The 19,702-nt window shown below is 34.1% G+C and carries 17 protein-coding genes and 1 tRNA gene; 10 read left to right on the forward strand and 8 right to left on the reverse strand.

The features are described from left to right. Positions 1 to 33: 33 nt before the first annotated feature. The 3 genes from AC13CQ_RS13070 (at position 34) to hemL (ending at position 3,141) form a co-directional block, all read left to right on the forward strand. Entirely contained in the window at positions 34 to 930 is an 897-nt protein-coding gene (locus tag AC13CQ_RS13070) for a 1-aminocyclopropane-1-carboxylate deaminase/D-cysteine desulfhydrase (RefSeq protein WP_474507690.1), read from the forward strand. Beyond that, positions 927 to 1,751 (forward strand): glucosaminidase domain-containing protein, encoded by an 825-nt coding sequence (locus AC13CQ_RS13075; protein ID WP_474507067.1) that lies wholly within the window; start codon positions 927 to 929, stop codon positions 1,749 to 1,751. Before AC13CQ_RS13070 ends, AC13CQ_RS13075 begins: the two co-directional genes overlap by 4 nt. 106 nt (positions 1,752 to 1,857) lie before the next feature. Beyond that, positions 1,858 to 3,141 (forward strand): glutamate-1-semialdehyde 2,1-aminomutase, encoded by a 1,284-nt coding sequence (gene hemL / locus AC13CQ_RS13080; protein ID WP_008613670.1) that lies wholly within the window; start codon positions 1,858 to 1,860, stop codon positions 3,139 to 3,141. 64 nt (positions 3,142 to 3,205) lie between these two features. On the opposite strand, the gene AC13CQ_RS13085 is transcribed toward hemL, so the two are convergent. Then, on the reverse strand, positions 3,206 to 3,673 hold the full coding sequence (locus tag AC13CQ_RS13085) for a hypothetical protein (RefSeq protein ID WP_474507066.1): 468 nt from the start codon (positions 3,671 to 3,673) through the stop codon (positions 3,206 to 3,208). A gap of 145 nt (positions 3,674 to 3,818) precedes the next feature. Further along, on the reverse strand, positions 3,819 to 6,437 hold the full coding sequence (gene alaS, locus AC13CQ_RS13090; protein ID WP_474507074.1) for an alanine--tRNA ligase: 2,619 nt from the start codon (positions 6,435 to 6,437) through the stop codon (positions 3,819 to 3,821). Between the two features lie 117 nt (positions 6,438 to 6,554). On the opposite strand from alaS, the gene AC13CQ_RS13095 reads away from it, so the two are divergent. The 6 genes from AC13CQ_RS13095 (at position 6,555) to AC13CQ_RS13120 (ending at position 10,463) form a co-directional block, all read left to right on the forward strand. Then, positions 6,555 to 7,532, forward strand: a complete 978-nt coding sequence (locus tag AC13CQ_RS13095; protein ID WP_008613679.1) for a M23 family metallopeptidase — start codon at positions 6,555 to 6,557, stop codon at positions 7,530 to 7,532. Beyond that, positions 7,532 to 7,861: a MerR family transcriptional regulator gene (locus AC13CQ_RS13100; protein ID WP_008613681.1), complete on the forward strand. Its 330-nt coding sequence runs from the start codon at positions 7,532 to 7,534 to the stop codon at positions 7,859 to 7,861. The genes AC13CQ_RS13095 and AC13CQ_RS13100 overlap by 1 nt, the downstream gene beginning before the upstream one ends. 107 nt (positions 7,862 to 7,968) lie before the next feature. Next, positions 7,969 to 8,571: a LemA family protein gene (locus AC13CQ_RS13105; protein ID WP_337899724.1), complete on the forward strand. Its 603-nt coding sequence runs from the start codon at positions 7,969 to 7,971 to the stop codon at positions 8,569 to 8,571. Positions 8,572 to 8,635: 64 nt separating this feature from the next. Next, the gene (locus tag AC13CQ_RS13110; RefSeq protein WP_474507065.1) at positions 8,636 to 9,079 is read left to right on the forward strand and encodes a TPM domain-containing protein; all 444 of its coding nucleotides are present in this window, start codon (positions 8,636 to 8,638) and stop codon (positions 9,077 to 9,079) included. 6 nt (positions 9,080 to 9,085) lie between these two features. Further along, positions 9,086 to 9,886, forward strand: coding sequence for a TPM domain-containing protein (locus AC13CQ_RS13115; RefSeq protein ID WP_337899725.1), 801 nt, complete (start codon positions 9,086 to 9,088; stop codon positions 9,884 to 9,886). A gap of 28 nt (positions 9,887 to 9,914) precedes the next feature. Beyond that, positions 9,915 to 10,463, forward strand: coding sequence for a hypothetical protein (locus AC13CQ_RS13120; protein WP_482882934.1), 549 nt, complete (start codon positions 9,915 to 9,917; stop codon positions 10,461 to 10,463). Positions 10,464 to 10,768: 305 nt separating this feature from the next. Here AC13CQ_RS13120 and AC13CQ_RS13125 read toward each other — a convergent pair whose 3' ends face one another. From AC13CQ_RS13125 to AC13CQ_RS13145, 5 genes are all read right to left on the reverse strand, one after another. Then, entirely contained in the window at positions 10,769 to 13,513 is a 2,745-nt protein-coding gene (locus AC13CQ_RS13125) for an outer membrane beta-barrel protein (protein ID WP_474507064.1), read from the reverse strand. A 161-nt stretch (positions 13,514 to 13,674) separates the two neighbouring features. Then, positions 13,675 to 14,979 carry a ribosome biogenesis GTPase Der gene (der, locus tag AC13CQ_RS13130; protein ID WP_335588282.1) on the reverse strand — a complete coding sequence of 435 codons (1,305 nt, stop codon included), beginning with the start codon at positions 14,977 to 14,979 and terminating at the stop codon, positions 13,675 to 13,677. A gap of 359 nt (positions 14,980 to 15,338) precedes the next feature. Then, positions 15,339 to 16,859, reverse strand: coding sequence for a choice-of-anchor I family protein (locus AC13CQ_RS13135; protein ID WP_474507063.1), 1,521 nt, complete (start codon positions 16,857 to 16,859; stop codon positions 15,339 to 15,341). 195 nt (positions 16,860 to 17,054) lie between these two features. After that, entirely contained in the window at positions 17,055 to 17,942 is an 888-nt protein-coding gene (era, locus tag AC13CQ_RS13140; RefSeq protein WP_008613698.1) for a GTPase Era, read from the reverse strand. Continuing rightward, positions 17,929 to 19,296 carry an alanine/glycine:cation symporter family protein gene (locus AC13CQ_RS13145; protein WP_337899729.1) on the reverse strand — a complete coding sequence of 456 codons (1,368 nt, stop codon included), beginning with the start codon at positions 19,294 to 19,296 and terminating at the stop codon, positions 17,929 to 17,931. Before AC13CQ_RS13145 ends, era begins: the two co-directional genes overlap by 14 nt. Before the next feature lie 126 nt (positions 19,297 to 19,422). Between AC13CQ_RS13145 and AC13CQ_RS13150 the strand changes: the two genes are divergently transcribed. Then, positions 19,423 to 19,495 (forward strand) — tRNA-Met (locus AC13CQ_RS13150). Between the two features lie 90 nt (positions 19,496 to 19,585). Here AC13CQ_RS13150 and AC13CQ_RS13155 read toward each other — a convergent pair. Next, a partial coding sequence (locus tag AC13CQ_RS13155) for a transposase (protein WP_482875575.1) occupies positions 19,586 to 19,702 on the reverse strand: 117 nt, incomplete at its 5' end.

Below are 19,702 nucleotides of genomic sequence, written 5' to 3' on the forward strand. Positions count from 1 at the left end.
TCTTATCTTTGAATTCTATAAAGAGAGATAGTTTTGTACAACCAAGAAATTGTTCTAGAAGAAACAAAAAATGCCAACGTTCAACTTTTCATCAAACGTGAAGATTTAATCCATCCGTTTATTTCTGGAAACAAGTTTAGGAAATTAAAATACAATATTGCAGAAGCCAAAAGACTAAATCATGATACTTTATTAACTTTTGGAGGCGCCTATTCCAACCATATTGCTGCTACTGCATATGCTGGTTTTGAAAACAATCTAAAAACAATTGGAGTTATTAGAGGGGAAGAACTTTTAGATAAAGTTGAAGAAAATCCTACACTTTCTTTTGCCAAAAAACACGGAATGTCTTTCAAGTTTGTAAGTCGATCCGACTACAGAAGGAAAGAGGAACCTGCTTTTATAGCATCTTTAAAAAACACCTACCACAATTCATTCATAATTCCAGAAGGAGGCACCAATGAACTTGCTGTTAAAGGTTGTGAAGAAATTTTGGAAAAAGAAGATTTTGATTTTGATTTCATTTGTGTAGCTGTAGGCACAGGAGGCACTATTTCAGGACTCATAAATTGTTCACAACTCCGTCAACAAGTTTTAGGGTTTCCCGCTTTGAAAGGCAATTTTTTACAAACAGAAATTTGTAAATTTGCACATCAAGTTAATTGGAATTTACATACAGATTATCATTTTGGCGGGTACGCAAAAGCTGACAAAGAATTAGTAAATTTCTTAAATTGCTTTAAAGAAAAAACAGACATTCCTTTAGACCCAGTTTACACTGGAAAAATGATGTTTGGAATACTAGACTTGATAAAAAAAGGTTATTTTAAAGAGAATACAAAAATTTTAGCGATTCATACCGGAGGTCTACAAGGTATTTCTGGAATGAATATTCGCTTAAAACAAAAGAATTTACCCCTTATAAAATGATTATAAAACGGCTTATTTATACTTTTCTTATACTACTTTTAGTAAGTTGTGGCGCTAAAAAAAAGGCTTCTTCGTCTAAAAAAAATTCTAGAAAGTATCCTACTACAAATACACGGACTACGCATAACAAAAATGATATTGAAACAAACAATAATAGAACTACCGAAACTTTAGAATCTACTTCCAGAACTACAGTTTATACAGCTACTGTAGAGGAATATATTGATGTTTTTAGTCCGATTGCTGAACGCCAAATGCAAAGTCACGGAATTCCAGCTAGTATAATTTTAGCGCAAGGAATTTTAGAAAGTGGCGCAGGAAAAGGAGAATTGGTTAGAAAAGCAAATAATCATTTTGGGATAAAATGCCATACTGGATGGACTGGAGAAAGAGCGTACCATGATGATGATGCCAAAGGCGAATGTTTTAGAAAATATAGATACCCAGAACTTTCCTATGAAGACCATTCGGAATTCCTAACCACCAGAAGTAGGTATGCTTTTTTATTCGATTTAGATAAAGACGATTACCGTGGATGGGCAAAAGGACTTAGAAGTGCAGGTTATGCAACCGATAGACGGTATCCAGATAAATTAATAAGTTTAATAGAAAAATATCAACTTTACAGATATGATGCAGCGGTTTTAGGTACAAATCCTGCTAGAAGAAAGCAAGTAGCAGAACAAACGTATCGCGTTTCTAAAGGAGACACCCTGTATTCCATTTCAAAACGCTATAATGTTTCTGTAGATGCTATAAAACGAAAAAACGGATTAAGAAATAATAATATTAAAATTGGACAGATATTATATCTAAATTAAACTACATCGGGGCAAGCCCGAGGTAGTCAAACGAAACAAATTTAACTCATTTCGACGCAAAGCGTCGGTAAAATTAAACCCTCTATGAGGGATTAAAATAAAAAACATGGAATATAAAAGAAGTAGTGCCCTTTTTGCTGAAGCCAAAAAATACATTCCAGGAGGAGTAAATTCTCCTGTTAGAGCATTTAATGCTGTAGGTGGAGAGCCCATTTTTGTGAAGCAAGCAAAAGGCGCCTATCTATATGATGAGGACGGAAATAAATTAATAGATTATATCGCATCTTGGGGACCAATGATTTTAGGTCATGCTTTCCAGCCTGTTGTGAATGCGGTTATTGAAAAAACACAACTTGGTACTTCCTTCGGAATGCCTACTCAAATAGAGACAGAAATTGCTAAACTAGCAGTTTCTATGGTTCCTAATGTTGATAAAATTCGTTTTGTAAATAGTGGAACTGAAGCCTGTATGAGCGCCGTTAGATTGGCTAGAGGTTTTACAGGAAAAGATAAAATTATCAAATTTGCTGGTTGTTATCATGGACACTCAGACTCTTTTTTAATCCAAGCAGGAAGCGGTGCTGTAACTTTTGGAAGTCCAAATAGCCCTGGAGTAACTCAAGGAACAGCAAAAGACACTTTGCTTGCTAGATATAACGACTTAGAAAGTGTAAAAGCTTTAATTGAAGCAAATAAAAATGAAATTTCTGCAATTATTATCGAGCCTGTTGCTGGAAATATGGGATGTATTATTCCTAAAAAAGGTTTCTTAGAGGGCTTGCGTAAACTTTGCGACGACCATAAAATACTCCTCATTTTTGATGAAGTAATGACGGGGTTTAGGCTTGCACAAGGAGGCGCTCAAGAGTTACTAAACATAAAAGCAGATATTGTTACTTTTGGAAAGGTTATTGGTGGCGGACTTCCAGTAGGGGCCTTTGCAGCTAGAAATGAAATTATGGATTATTTGGCGCCGCTAGGTCCTGTTTATCAAGCAGGAACTTTAAGTGGAAATCCGCTTGCTATGGCAGCTGGATTAACAATGCTAAAAACATTATTCGAGCATGAAGATATTTTTAAAAGCTTAGCCGATAAAACTGCTTATTTACACCAAGGTCTTGAAAAAGCTCTTGAAGAGTCGGAATTAACATATACTATAAACCGACTAGGATCTATGATTTCTGTGCACTTTACAGAAGAGGTATACGATTTTGAAACTGCAGCTAAAGGGAATAACAGCTATTTCAAAAAGTTTTTCCACGGAATGTTAAACGAAGGAATCTACCTTCCTCCTAGCGCTTTTGAAAGTTGGTTCTTAAATAATGCCTTAACTTACGAAGATTTAGACAAAACTATTGATGCCGCAACCAAGGTTATCAAATCATTATAAAACCAAAAAAGCCTCGAAACTCAACAAAGTTTCGAGGCTTTTATAAAACTAACTAACCAACCTATTATTTTCTAGCAGCCATTCTATGATTACGTTTTCCGTGCTTTTTATGCTGACTTCTTTTCCACATTTTATATTGATCTTCATCTAAAATATTTTTCATTTTAGTCTGAACAGCCAATTGCTCATCTAACATAGCGTTCTTCATTTCAAAACGCTCTTCAGCTGTAGGCTTCTCTTCTTTTTCTTTCATTTCTTTGAAAGACTCCATCTTAGCTTTATGCTTTGTAGCTAAATCTTTGTTTATAGCAAGAATATCTTTTTGTTGCGTATCTGTTAAGTCTAAAGCCAACGCCATTTTTTTTGTCTTTAACGTCGCAATTTGATCTGGAGTTAAATTTGCATATGCTTTTCTAAAATCTTCTCTTCGCTCCTTTCTATCTTGATCTCCACGTTTTTCTCTTGGTCTATCTTGAGCAAATGTTGTTCCCACAATAAATACAAGTAATAATAAGCTTAGTGTCTTTTTCATCTTTATACTGTTTTAATTTGTTATAATAATAAGACTGCAATTCAAAGCTATGGTTTAATTGTTGGGAGTTTTTTAACTAAATTCAGAAATAAAAAAAGCTCATAACAAAACTGTTATGAGCTTTTTTATTTAGTTCTTATCTTATCTATCCAATATAATCTTTTGCCTTTAATAAAGCCTCGGGTATTCCCTCAGGATTTTTACCCCCAGCAGTTGCAAAGAAAGGCTGACCTCCGCCGCCTCCTTGGATTAATTTTCCAAGCTCTCTCACTATTTGTCCAGCATTCAACTCTTTTTCTTTCACAATTTCCTTAGAAACATAACAAGTCAGTATTACTTTTCCGTCATTTTCTGAAGCAAATAATAAGTATAAGTTTTTAAACTCACTTCCTAACTCAAAAGCTAAATCTTTTATACTTCCTTGGTCTAAATCTACTTTTTTAGCTAAAAATCTAACTCCGTTTACCTCTTCTAGTTCCGCCTTCAATTCTCCCTTTAAGCCTTTTGCCTTATCTTTTAGCAACTGCTCAATTTGTTTTTTCATCGCAGTATTTTCTTCCTGAAGAGCGGTAATAGCTTTTATTGGATCGGCAGCATTATTTTTCAATACCGCTTTTACTTTATTAAAAGCTTCCGTTTGGTTTGCAAAATATTCTTTAGCAGCATCAAAAGTAATTGCTTCTATTCTTCGAACCCCTGCTGCAACTGCACTCTCATTAGTAATAATAAAATGCCAAATATCTCCTGTATTTGCTACATGCGTACCTCCACAAAGCTCCATGCTCTCTCCAAACTTTACAGCACGCACCAAATCTCCATACTTCTCTCCAAATAAAGCAACCGCACCTTCCTTGATAGCTTCTTGATATGGCATATGTCTATTTTCTTGCAATGGTAATTGCTCACGAATTCTAGCGTTTACAAAATCTTCCACCTGCATAAGTTCTTCTGAAGTAACTTTTGCAAAATGCGAAAAATCAAAACGCAAATACCCACTATGCACCATACTTCCTTTTTGCTCTACATGCGTTCCCAACACACTTCTCAATGCTTGATGCAACAAATGTGTTGCGGTATGATTAGCAGCAGTTCTATTACGTTGTTTCTCATCTACAACTGCTCTAAAAGGATCGTTTAGATTTTTTGGTAAATTCTTAGAAAAATGAATAATTAGGTTATTCTCTTTCTTTGTATCTATTATATAAATAACGTCTCCATTAGTAGACTCTAAATATCCTTTATCTCCAACCTGACCTCCTCCTTCTGCATAAAAAGGAGTAATATTAAATACTAATTGATACAGCTCCCCATCTTTTTTACTTTCCACCTTGCGGTAGCGTGTAATTCTAACTTGAGTTTCCAACGTATCATAACCAACAAACTCTTCAATTGGATCGTCTATTAAAACTTCCCAATCTCCAGTTTCTATTTTTGTAGCTGCTCTGGATCTATTTTTCTGCTTCTCTAACTCCTCCTGAAATCCTTTTTCATCTAACTGAAATCCTTTTTCATCTAAAATAAGAGCTGTTAAATCGATAGGAAAACCGTAAGTATCGTATAATTCAAAAGCTTTACTTCCAGAAAAAATAACCTTATCTGTATTTGCCCCGATAATATTATCTAACAACACTAATCCTTGCGCCAAAGTTCTCAAGAAAGAATTTTCCTCTTCTCTAATAACATTGATAATAATATTTTTTTCCTTTTTAAGTTCTGGAAAAAACTCATGCATTTGCTTAATAAGCGTATCCACCAACTTGTAAATAAAGGCTTCTTTTTGGTCTAAAAATGTAAATCCGTAACGAATAGCACGACGTAAAATCCTACGTATTACATATCCAGCTCCAGTATTGCTTGGTAATTGTCCGTCTGCAATAGCAAAAGAAACCGCTCTAACATGGTCGGCAATTACACGAATAGCGATATCTATTTCCTCTTTAACTCCGTATTTGGAATTGGTAATTGTTTCAATTTCTCTAATAATTGGAGTAAAAACATCGGTATCATAATTACTTTTCTTATCCTGTAAAACCATACACAAACGCTCAAATCCCATTCCAGTATCCACATGTTGTGCTGGTAGTTTTTCTAGAGAACCATCTGCTTTACGGTTAAATTCCATAAAAACTAGATTCCAAATTTCCACAACCTGAGGATGGTCTTGATTTACTAAATCTGCACCTGGAATTTTAGCCTTTTCTTCTGCAGAACGAATATCTACATGTATTTCTGATGAAGGTCCACAAGGCCCTTGATCTCCCATTTCCCAAAAATTATCCTTTTTATTCCCTAGAATAATTCGGCTTTCTGGAACAATTTCTTTCCAAAAATCGTAGGCATCTTGATCCATAGGAAGCCCTTCAGCATCAGCTCCTTCAAAAACTGTGATATAAAGAATGTCCTTATCTATTTTATAAACTTCGGTTAATAATTCCCAAGCCCATTTAATAGCATCTTTTTTAAAATAATCTCCAAAACTCCAATTCCCCAACATTTCGAACATAGTATGGTGGTAGGTATCTTTTCCTACTTCTTCCAAATCGTTATGTTTTCCACTTACACGAAGGCATTTTTGGGCATCTGTAGCTCGTTGATTTTTAGGTACTTTATTTCCTAAAAAATACTCTTTAAATTGATTCATCCCCGCATTGGTAAACATCAGGGTTGGATCGTCCTTAATTACCATGGGCGCAGAAGAGACAATTTCGTGACTCTTATCTTCAAAAAACTTCAAAAACTGCTTTCTTATCTCTCTGGAGTTCATCATAAAATCTTAACTTTTTCTAAAAATTACACTAACTGAAAAACAATTTATATATTTGCTCGTTACACAATTAGTTGCTACAACAATTTATGTGGCAAAAATAGAATTTTTAAACTAATGACGAAGGTAAAATATTATTACGATTCTGAAACATTATCTTACAGAAGGATTGAACCTAAAAAAGGTAAAAAGGTTGTAAATATTAGTTTGTTTGTACTCGCTGCCTTTTTATTTGGTGGAATTTGTTTACTTATTCTATTAAATACTAATTTGGTAAACACTCCAAAAGAACTCTCCCAAGCTAGAGAATTAAAAAATTATGAATTTCAATTTGAGCTATTAGAAAATAAAATGACTCAAATGGAAGAAGTGCTAGCAAATATTGAAGATCGAGATAATAATATTTACAGACTTTACTTTGAAGCAAGTCCGATTCCAAAAGAACAACGAACCGCTGGTTTTGGAGGAGTTAATAGATATAGAAATTTAGAAGGATTTAATAATTCTGATTTAATAATAGACGCTACCGAGAAACTTGAAAAATTACAAAAGAGATTAGTAATCCAATCTAAATCTTTAGATGAGATAACTAGTCTTGCTAAAGAAAAAGAAAAACTATTGGCAGCAATTCCAGCAATTCAACCAGTAAGCAACGAAGATCTTACAAGAATGGCTTCTGGTTATGGTTGGCGTTCCGACCCATTTACTAAAGTTAGAAAAATGCATTATGGAATGGATTTTACTGCGCCAAGAGGAACTCCAGTTTATGCAACTGGAGACGGGGTTGTAACTCGTGCAGACAACAGGTCTTCGGGTTATGGAGAACATATTAGAATTGACCATGGCTTTGGCTATATGAGTCTTTATGGGCATTTAAGTAAATATAAAGTTCGTCCAGGGCAAAAAGTAAAAAGAGGTGATTTAATTGGCCTTGTTGGAAGCACAGGAAGATCTCAAGCACCTCATTGCCACTATGAAGTTTGGAAAGACGGCAACCGAATTAATCCGATTAATTTCTACTACGGAAGTTTATCTGCGGATGAATACGAAGCTTTATTACATGCTGCATCACAAGAAAACCAATCTCTTGACTAATGCATATAAATCTTCCAGAAAAATTATATTACAGCATTGGAGAAGTTGCAAAAGCCTTTGATGTAAACACTTCCTTAATTAGATTTTGGGATAAAGAATTTGATATTCTAAAACCAAAAAAAAACGCAAAAGGAAACAGAAAGTTTACTCAAGAAGATTTAAAAAACTTGAGTCTTATTTACCATTTAGTAAAAGAACGAGGCTTTACTCTGGAAGGTGCAAAACTTCACTTAAAAGAGCAAAAACAAAAAGCACTTTCTAATTATGAGATTATTCGTAAATTAGAAGGAGTTAAAGCTGAGCTCACTAAAATTAAAGATCAATTATAAAATTATTTCTCTATTCCGATTTTATTGCTGAATTTTGAAGAATCTTTTTTAAGAGAGGAGCATCCCCAGCTACAACAAAAATTAACAACTTAATAAAATATCGAAAAATGAAAAAGTGGATTATTGGTTTAATTGTATTGGCTATAATAGGTTTTGGAGTCTACAACTGGGCTGTAGGTTTTAATAACAAAGCCATTAATTTAAATGAAAATGTTTCTGAGGCATGGGGTAATGTACAAACTGCTTACCAACGTAGAAATGACCTTATCGGAAATTTAGTTAATACCGTAAAAGGAGCAGCAGATTTTGAAAGAAATACACTTACCGATGTTATTGAAGCCAGAGCAAAAGCTACTTCAGTAAATATTAACCCAGAGAATATCACTCCAGAACAGCTAGAACAATTTAACCAAGTTCAAGGTGGATTGAGTGGTGCTTTAAGTAGACTTTTAGTAAGTGTAGAGCGCTATCCAGAGCTAAAGGCAAACCAAAACTTTTTGAAATTACAAGACGAACTTACCAGTACTGAAAACAGTATTCAAACTGCTAGAGTTAGATTCAATGAAGCTATCAAGCCTTATAACAACCATGTAAAAACCTTCCCTAATTCTATATTAGCTGGCTGGTTTGGTTTTGAAGGCAAACCATATTTTGATGCTGAAGCAGGCGCAGAAAAACCTGTTGATGTTGAATTTGATTTTGACAAATAAAACATTTAGGTGCTGTGTAACAACAGCACCTTTTTTATAATAAACTCATTTAAGTTATTAACACATGAAATCATCTAAAGTAGAAGCATTCCTTTCTTCCGAAGAAGAGAAAGAGATTGTAGATGCCATCCGACAAGCAGAAAAAGAAACTTCTGGAGAAATTCGTGTTCATATAGAAGCTTCTAGTAAAAAAGATCCTTTAAAAAGAGCCAATGAAATTTTTCATATGCTAAAAATGGACAATACTAAGGATGAAAATGGAGTTTTGATTTATGTTGCCACAGACGATAAAACCTTTGCCATATACGGAGACAAAGGAATTGACAAGGCAGTTCCTAACGGTTTTTGGGATAGCACCAAAGACATTATACAAACACACTTTCGAAATAACCATTTTAAGGATGGGCTTGTTGAAGGAATTTTAAAAGCTGGAGTAGAATTGCAAAAGCATTTTCCATGGCAACACGACGATGTAAATGAATTATCAGACCAAATCTCCAAAAGCTAAATTTTGATGCAAAAACAAAAATTCGCCTTTCTATTATTTTTCTTAGCATGTATCTCTTTACAATCGATATATGCTCAATTTGATATTCCAAAATTACCCGAAAAACAAACTAGTGTTTATGACTATGCAAACGTATTTTCTGCTTCAGAAAAAACAGCATTAGAACAAAAGCTTATTAATTATGCTGATACTACTAGTACGCAAATTGTAATTGCTACGGTTCCTACAATAAATGGTGAAAATATAGGTATGCTTGCTCCTAAATGGGCACACGAATGGAAAGTAGGACAATCCAAAGAAGATAATGGCGTTTTTATTTTATTAGCTGAAAAAGAACGTAAAATATGGATTTCTCCAGGGTATGGTTTAGAGCAAAAGCTAACCGCTGGAATTAATGGAGAGATTATAAGAAATATAATTATTCCAGAGTTTAAAAAAGGCGATTATTACAGCGGATTAAATAAAGGAACAGATGCCCTTATCGACCTTTTTGCAGGTACTTATAAAGGCACTCCAAAGCCAAGAAGTGGAAAATCTTCTGGAGGTGGCGGTAGCGGATTTATTTTCCTCTTTATCATCTTTATAATTATTATGATTATTCTTTCTAGAAACAATCGTGGAGGTGGAAACCGTGGTCGTAGAGGTGGCGGTTTCGATTTAATGGACATGATTATACTTAGTAATCTTGGTCGTGGTGGTGGAAGCTTCGGCGGAGGTTCTTCTGGAGGTGGCTTCGGTGGAGGCGGATTTGGTGGAGGCTTCGGCGGCGGTGGTTTTAGTGGTGGCGGCGCTGGCGGTAGTTGGTAGCTATACTGAGCTTAAGAAAACTACCTCTATGAAAAAAATATTATTCATTTTCATTTTATTCATCACCTACAGTTGTACAGAAAATAAAAAGTCTAGGCTAATATCTCAATATTATGAAGGGTTTAAAAACTCTGACTTTAACCAAATACGGAGTACAGTATCTGATACACTTATAATTACTGAAGGTGACTATATAATGACCTACTCACCAGATAACTATTACGACCATTTTAAATGGGACTCAACCTTCAAACCAACTTATAATTTGGTTGCCATAGAAAGTCAGGATAATACAATCACTACTACTGTCTCTGTAAGCTCTATAAGGTTTAAATTCCTAAAAAACGATCCTCTTATCTGTAAATATAAGTTTGCATTTAATTCAGGAAAAATAATCAAAATAGAAAATTTAGATTGTATTGACGTAAACTGGAAGCTATGGCAAAAAGAAAGAGATTCTTTAGTTAATTGGGTCAAATTAAATCACCCCGAACTAGATGGTTTTATTAATAATATAAATGCGCAGGGGGCTAAAGATTATGTAAAGGCTATCGAATTATATAACACAAAAGACTAAAATCTCAAAGTAGATGTCTCTTGCCTTAGTTTACTTTTACTTCTTTTCTCTTTCTAAATTTATGTAAAAATCTATTATACAAATCTAAAGGCACTTGTCAAAGCTAATTAATATACAAAATTAATAGCGTCCAAAACGTTTTTATTAATTTCTTTAAACGTACTGAATTTGTTGAGGTTTTAATAAAATTCCATTGTTTTTGATTTGGTTATGGCCTATGCTAAAAACATTGAAAATCAAGGAAACAGCAGTGGCAAGAAGATAAAAAATAACTCATTCCGCCTTGGGGCGGAATGAGTTATTTTTTATCTTCTTCTTCTACCTGGCGCTTTCCCTCCAAACTGATCAAATTTATAGCTAAAACTAGCCATAAAATATTGTGTTAGTACGGTACTTTGATAATCTTGAATATAATCGGCTCCAGTACTTCTGCTTACATTATTGTTTTGATTTAGCAAATCGTAAGCTAATACTTTAAAAGTTGCTTTCTTTTTAAAGAATTGATACCCTAAACTCATGTTCCAAAAAAGAGCATCTTTATCAAAATCGTCAGATACATTTCCGTTATAATTATAATTGATATCATTACCCCATACTACATTTCCAGGCCAATACGTTGTAGTTCTTAACGAAGCTGTATGCGATATAAACTCAATATCATCAAACCTATCAATATTATATTTTGTGTTATTATAAGAAATATTATACCCTGGTTCAATCTCTACCAGCTCTAAATAATTAAAAGTGGTACTAATTCTTGGACTAACACTAAACCGTTTTGAAATTAATTCCTGTCCGTTATTAAAGCTTACGTCTTTATTATAATTAATATTCGGATGGAAATTAAGTTTTACAGTATAAGTAGTATCTTTTTTTATTTGCTTAGAATATCCAAAGCCCAAATACGCATTATAGTTTCCGTTTACGTTTGTGAAGGTGGTAGTTCTTAAAAAGTTTTCATCGGTAGTTGTTACACTTACTACTTTATCGTCTTGAATTTCTCCACCAGCATACAAAAACAAACCTGTGCGTTCTCTCCAATTATAATTATTAAAATTTAACGACAAACGATGTGTTTTGGACACATCTAGATCTGGATTACCCTGTCTAATATTTAATGGGTTGTTGATATTTATAACAGGTTGCAACTGCCCAACCGAAGGCACTTGAATATTAGTACGATAATTTATTCGAAAACGCATATTTTGATTAAATCTGTATGATGACGATGCATTAAGCAACAAATTCTCATAACTTCTTTCAAAAGTTCCTTGATGTAAGTAATCATCATTATTTATATCGGTTAATGCATAATCTGCTCCAACTCTCCAACGCCATTTCTCCCCATCTCTACGGATACCGAGAGAAGGCGTTTGTTGAGTGTTACTAAATTCGAAATCGGTACTTAATGCATCATTAAAATTATCGTAACTCGATGTATTTTCATTAAAATCTAAAACATCATTCTCATTTCGCTGCTTCATATCTTCATAACCATATCCGAAATCCAAGAAGAATTTATTTCCAAGTGGCTGTCTGTACGAAACCCCTATTTCATATGTATCATTTCTATTATTAGTTGTGGTAAATTGGTTTACAGACTCAACACTTGCATCATCTCCAAAAATCTCTCTTGTAGACTGAAAATTTGATTCATTTTCGTTTTTAGAATTATTATTTGAAAAAGTAACTCTTACAAATTTACCAAGCGTATCGAGTTTCTTAATAATATTTAAGCTATTAGAAAAATTCCTTTGTAAGCCATCATCTAAAGTTTGTACATCGTTACTGTTTGAAAGTTCTCCATCCACATTTGTTGAAGTTGTGTTACTTGTATCCATAGAGTTAGCTCTAGTAACATTCAAAGAAGGTTCTATAGAAACACGAAGCGTTTCATCAATATCAAACTCTAAATCTGCAGATCCGCTATTAGAATTTGTAGAACCATCAAATCGGGACACACTATTGGTAAAGAAGCTCCCCTCTGGCAATAAGTTCTCTCTAGATGTTTTTTGATCGTTATAAGAATCGCTATAAGCAAAGAAATAATTAGCACTCAACTCATAAGCATCCTTTTGAGCATTGGCATAACTTGCTCCAATGGTAGATGACGTTGTAATTCCTCTTCCGTAATTATTTATGAGTCCGTTGCTATTGGCAATATCATACCCACCACGAGTATTCCCAACCATATCATATATTTCGTCAAAAGAAAAACCTGCATTATTGATATTATTAGAACTGGCTATAAAACTAATCCGTTCTTTATCTTTAAAATAATTAAGCAAACCGTTTACTTGGTAGCGTTCATCTGTTCCGTAACCTAATGAAGCACGCCCCATATAGCCTTTATTCTTATCCTTTTTAATTGTTATGTTGATGGTTTTTGTTTCTCCATCCCCATCATCTCCAGTAAATTCTTGTGTTTTGGACTTTGTATCGGAAATCTGAATTTTATCTATAATCTCTTTTGGCAAACTTTTGGTAGCAACCTTTGGATCATCACTAAAAAATACTTGTCCGTTTACCAATACCTTATTAACCTCTTTTCCATTCACGGTAATTTTACCATCGGTATCAACCTCAACCCCAGGAAGTTTTTTCAAAACGTCCTCCACATTAGCATCTGGACGAGTTTTAAAAGAATTAGCATTAAATTCTAAGGTATCTTTAGAAATTTTAATAGGAACACGCTCTCCAACTACGCTAACCCCTTCTAATTGCTCTGCTTGTAAAGCAAGAGCAATTTCCCCTAAAGCAATGCTCTTCTTGCTAAGAGTAATTACTTTCTTAACAGGCGTATAGCCATTATAGGTTATAAATAAATTAAGTTTTTCTTGAGCAGAATTTAAGTCTAGTACAAAGTTTCCCGTTTGATCGGAAATTGTGTAAGACACCATGGTACTATCTTGAATACTTTCAGCATAAACAGTAGAAGCTTCGAGAGGCTCCTTTGTAGTTTCGTCAATTACTTTTCCTGTAACCTCATATTCTTGCGAAAATGAAATTGCACTCATTACTAAGAAAAATAGTAGGGATATTTTCTTCATTTGTTTTGGTATAGTTTCTTCGAAAATAGAATAAAACCACTACCAATAAACGTAATATTTACTTTTTAATATTTTTTTAACTCAATAATCGCTATTTGCTTTGAAATGTTTTTTTAGTTTTCCTTCAATGCACCTACTGTTTACTATGAGAAAGTTTATTTTTATTTTTTTCTGAAATACACCTGTACTGGAACTCCTTTAAAATCAAAATTTTCTCTCAATTTATTCTCAATAAACCTACGATACGGATCTTTTACATATTGTGGTAAATTTGCAAAAAAAGCAAACTGAGGTGTTGGTGTTGGCAACTGAGTACAGAACTTTACCTTAACATATTTTCCTTTATGAGATGGTGGTGGGGTATGCTCTATAATAGGCAACATTGTATCGTTTAATTTAGAAGTAGCAATGCGTTTTGTTTTATTATTATAAACCTCTACAGCCGTTTCAATTGCTTTAAAAATACGCTGTTTTGATAATGCAGAAATAAAAATAATAGGCACATCCGTAAAAGGTTCAATTTGTTTTCTAATATAAGCTTCAAATTGTTTTACGGTATTCGTTTCTTTTTCAACTAAATCCCATTTATTCACTAAAATTACAATCCCCTTACGGTTTCTTTCTGCCAACCAAAATATATTTAAATCTTGACCTTCAAAACCACGAGTAGCATCTAGCACAAGCATTACCACATCACTATGTTCTATAGCTCGTACCGAACGCATTACTGTATAAAATTCTAAATCCTCTTTTACTTTGGCTTTTCTTCGGATTCCTGCGGTATCCATTAAGTTAAATTCAAAACCAAAACGATTGTATTTTGTATCTACACTATCTCTTGTAGTTCCTGCAATATCGGTAACAATGTAACGGTCTTCTCCTAAAAGAGCATTAATAAAAGACGATTTCCCCGCATTTGGACGTCCAACTACAGAAAACCTAGGAAGCTCTTCTTCAACAACCCCAGAATCTTCTGGAAGTTTTTCTACTACGGCATCCAACAACTCTCCAGTTCCACTACCATTAATACTAGAAATAGTATAATACGCTCCTAAACCTAAAGCATAAAATTCAACTGCATCAGCTTCTCTAAGGGCACTATCCACTTTATTAACCGCCAAAAATGTAGGCTTATTTGCTCTACGCAATAATTGCGCAACCTCATCATCCATACCTGTTACTCCAGCAGTAACATCTACTACAAAAATAATTACATCAGCTTCATCAATAGCTAACTCTACTTGTTTATCAATTTCTTTTTCAAAAATATCATCACTTCCTACAACATACCCTCCTGTATCTATTAATGAAAACTCACGTCCATTCCAATCTGATTTCCCATAATGACGGTCACGCGTAACTCCACTAATTTCATCAACAATAGCATCTCTTCTTTTAATCATTCGATTAAAAAGAGTTGATTTACCAACATTCGGTCTTCCTACAATGGCTACAATGGCACTCATACTTAAAATTTTATGGCGCAAAGGTAATTCTATTTTTTCAGTTTTTAACAATTGCTTTTCAGGAAACCACTCTACACCATAAGGCACAGAAGTTTAAAGCTGATTAAAAGTTGTTTCCCGCGAATTTATAAATGTATCTTTTTCCGTATCCATAGGCTCTCAACGTCCGCTCAACAGCAACAAATAATATATTCATTAAGCTGCAACTACTATTTATAACACCTAAAAAGGCTCCTATAAAACCTTTGCTTTTCATTTTACTTACAAAGAATATTATATGTAAAATCTTACTAAAAAAAGAAAAGGCTGCCTACATAAATAGACAACCTCTTCTACGGAATTAAAACTAACCTTCTATATTATTTGTTCTCATAAATGCTAATAGTACCACTAGCCTCATTTGTTACAATTAACAGTTCTTTTTCTGAAGGACTATCTTCTGCGCTTATTGCTAGAACTCCCTCTGGTGCATCGTCTCCTGCTTGACTAAGAAATTGTATAAATTCTGGCGCAGTTGGATTGCTTATATCGTAAACCATTACTTGGCTATTTCTTTCTAAACCTACAAACATAATTGTACGTTCCCCAATTTTTAATGCCTCTACCGCCTCTGGCTCTGCACCTTTATCATCACTCCTTCCATCTACTTCTCCTTCATCTGCATTAAAATGATCTGGAGTAAACTCAAGAACTTTTTTTGCTATATCACTTCCACTATCATATACTAAAGCTCCATTTTCAGACCAAATAGTATACGAACGAGCTCCATAGGCATATAATTCATCATAATCACCATCGCCATCAGTGTCGCCCAATGTAGTAGTAACTTTTAATCTCCCTAAATTCTCATCCTCTTGAAGCATGGCGGCATCAGGAAAAGCAATTGCATCTAACGTAAGGTCTTTTATTCTTTCTTCCTCAGAGAAAGCATCATAATCTCTAGCGTCTCCTTCATTGGCAGTAATTACATAAGACACCCCATCAATAGCCACATGTTTAATTGCATCTGGCATATATACTCCTTTTACTGACCAATTTTTCAACTCCGTAACATCGTCTTTATTACTTGCATCCAAAGCATTTTCTGCTAAAGAATGATCTTTAAATCCTAATGGATAAATAGCAGAGATTTGTTTAGCCTCTAAACTTACCTTCGCAATTCCATTGTTCTCTTGTAGTGTTACCCATGCAGTTTTGGAATCGTCTGAGATTGCTACATATTCTGGCTCTATATCTTGTGCAAAACTAGCCTCAGGACCAAAAACTCTGAATCCATCAGATTTTAGCGCTGTTTCTTGGGACGCAAAACTATCGAATGTTAAAGTAGAAACATTCCCAGAAGCTACTTCTATAATACTAATACTTCCTTTTGGATCGTTTAAATAATCTGCACTAGGCTCTCCCTCGTTGGCAGTAACAATATATTCTCCATCAGGAGAAAATAAAACCATGTCTGGCAATGCACCTACGCTAAAAGTATTTTGTAGTGCTTGAGAGTCCGTATTATAAACTAAGATATTTCCGTTTGCTTGTTTATTGCTAGCCTCTACTGCAATTGCCAACATATCTCCATATACCGACACACTATTTGGAGTTCCAAGAGCACTTACATCTATAGCATTTAATTGTTTAGGTGAAGAAATATTAGATAAATCAAACACCATTACTTCATTAGCATCTGGATTTACAGTAAACAACTTTTTGGAAATAGCATCAAATGCCGAAATCTCTGTAGTTCCTCCAGCATTAATAGTAGTAAGGTGTTGAAAATTTACTTCTTTAGCTTCTGGAACTTCTACAACAGAGCCATCGTCGTCTTTTTGACAAGCAGAAAGAGCTATTGCCAACATAGCAATAGCAGAGATTAATCTTAGTTTCATTGGTTAGGTTTTTTATCAATCCCAAAGAAACTAAAGCAGTTTTAAGTTAGTGTTACTTGATTAGAAAGGTTTTGTTACTTCTTTTTCTGAAAGTAAAATTATTGTTATTAATTATATGAGGTAAATACTACTTAACTCCTGTACAAACGATACTTTTATTTTTCTTGAAACTGCTCTAGCAGTACTAAGGAAATTCTATTTTTGGTTGTAGCCGAAGCGTTTTAACTGATTCTGATTAGAGCGCCAGTTTTTATTAACTTTTACATAGATTTCTATATGCACTTGTTTTCCAAAAAATTTCTCTAAATCTTTTCGAGATTGAACCCCTACTCTTTTTAAAGCAGCTCCTTTATGCCCTATAATAATTCCCTTTTGCGTATCTCTTTCTACCATGATTACAGAACGAATTCGAATAATATCTTCATCTTCTATAAACTCTTCTGTTTCTACTTCTACAGCATATGGAATTTCCTTTTTGTAGTTGATAAGGATTTTTTCACGTACCGTTTCATTAACAAAAAAACGTTCTGGTTTATCGGTAATTTGGTCTTTAGGATAAAAAGGAGGTGATGCTGGTAACAATTCTAAAATACGATTAAAAACAGTATCTATATTAAAATTTGTTAATGCTGAAATAGGATAAATTTCGGCATTTGGCACTTTCTCGCTCCACCATTGCACTTGGTCTTCTAATACTTCTTGAGAAGAAATATCTATTTTATTCAGCAATAATAAAACTGGTAATTTTGAAGCAGTTATTTTATCAAAAAAGGCTTCATCCTTTAACTCTTTCTCCCCAATCTCTACCATATAGATAAGCACATCGGCATCTTCAAAAGCCGATTTTACAAAATCCATCATAGATTGCTGAAGCTCATATGCTGGTTTTATAATTCCTGGAGTATCAGAAAAAACTATTTGAAAATCATCTCCATTAACAATTCCAAAAATACGATGACGTGTAGTTTGCGCTTTAGAGGTTATTATAGAAAGTTTTTCACCTATAAAAGCATTCATTAATGTGGACTTTCCAACATTTGGATTCCCAATAATATTTACAAAACCTGCCTTATGATTCTCCATCTTTTACCTTTTTAAAATATAACTTCAAGGAGTTATTAACCTTTGGCGCTAGATAAACTACCGCTATCATATTAGGAATACACATTAATGCATATGCCAGATCTATAAGATTAATAACAACCCCCACCGAAGTAATTGCTGCAAAGGTAATGGTAGCTACGTAATAAATATTAAAAAACTTACCAATTTTAATGTTTGTAAGGAAAGTTAAGCATTTTGTACCATAATATGAATACGTAAATAAGGTAGACATAGCAAAAGCTGCAACAATTAACATTAGCAAAATATGGCCATATCCAAACAATGACTTTTCAAAAGCCAACAATGTCATTGCAATTCCGTTATTATCTGCTTCTAAATAAGCACCACTTATAATAATAGTCAACGCTGTTAATGTACAGACAATAATAGTATCTATAAATGGACCCAACATAGCTACTAAACCCTCTTGTACTGGTTCGTTTGTTTTAGATTCCCCATGGTACATTGGGGCACTTCCTAAACCAGATTCATTTGAAAATACAGCGCGTCTCACCCCCAAAATCACTAAACCCCAAAAACCTCCTTTAATAGCGGTTTCGAAATTAAAAGCTTCTTGAAAAATTAATTTAATTGAAGGTATTATACCACTTAAATTGGTAAACATTATTACTAAAACTGCAATAAAATAAAGTGCCACCATAAAAGGAACAATTGCCGTAGCTACTTTAGCTATTTTTTTGAGTCCGCCAAAAATCACTAAAGAGGTTAATACCGAAAGTGTTAATCCAATAATAAGTTTCCAGTTAAAATCTCCTAATGCAGCAATTGTAACGTCTGGATTTACTACACTCATAAAAGTTTGCGTAAACTGATTTACGGTAAAAACACCTAGAAAACCAATAAGTCCAGCTATGGAAAAGAAGATTGCTAAAGGTTTCCCTTTTTTCCCCATTCCCTTTGTCATATAATGCATTGGACCAGATTCTATAGCCCCGCTACTATCTATTGTTCGATACATTACAGCCAAGCTACAAGAATAAAATTTTATAACCATTCCAATAATAGCTGTGAGCCACATCCAAAATACAACCCCTGGCCCGCCTTGATAGATTGCAATTGCAACTCCCGAAATATTTCCGAGTCCAACGGTTGCGGCAACAGCCGAAGATAACGCCTGTAAATGACTAATTTCTCCAGGGTCGTTTGGATCGTCGTGCTTTCCTTTAACTACCTCAATAGCATGCCGAAACATTAAATAAGGCTTAAATCTTGAGTAGATTAATAAAAAAAGGCCTCCTCCAATTACAAAAAAGAGCATTGCCCATTCCGCATAGGGAATAAGAGCGCTTATAGCTTCATTAATTTTATTCATAAAAACTAAAGTAACTAAATCCTTGGATTCGAGAAAGAAAAATAGGGAAAAGAAACTTTTTTAAAATTTATTTCATTTTATACTTGCACAAATGTAAAAACGTTGTATATTTGCACTCGCAAACATCGCGGGATAGAGCAGTAGGTAGCTCGTCGGGCTCATAACCCGAAGGTCACTGGTTCGAGTCCAGTTCCCGCTACTAGGAATAACAAGGGTTTCAAGAGATTGAGACCCTTTTTTAATGCCCTAATCCAGCTCAGGTAAAACGGATCATTCCCAAAAGTTGTGTTTATGCAAAAATTGTGGTTAATCTGAAAAGGAAGAATTCTACATTTTTGACACCTCTAAACTGGGCTCTAAAAGCTTTTATTTTAGCATTAAAAGATTCTGCTGAAGCATTAGTACT

This window comes from Galbibacter sp. L-19, assembly GCF_056857615.1.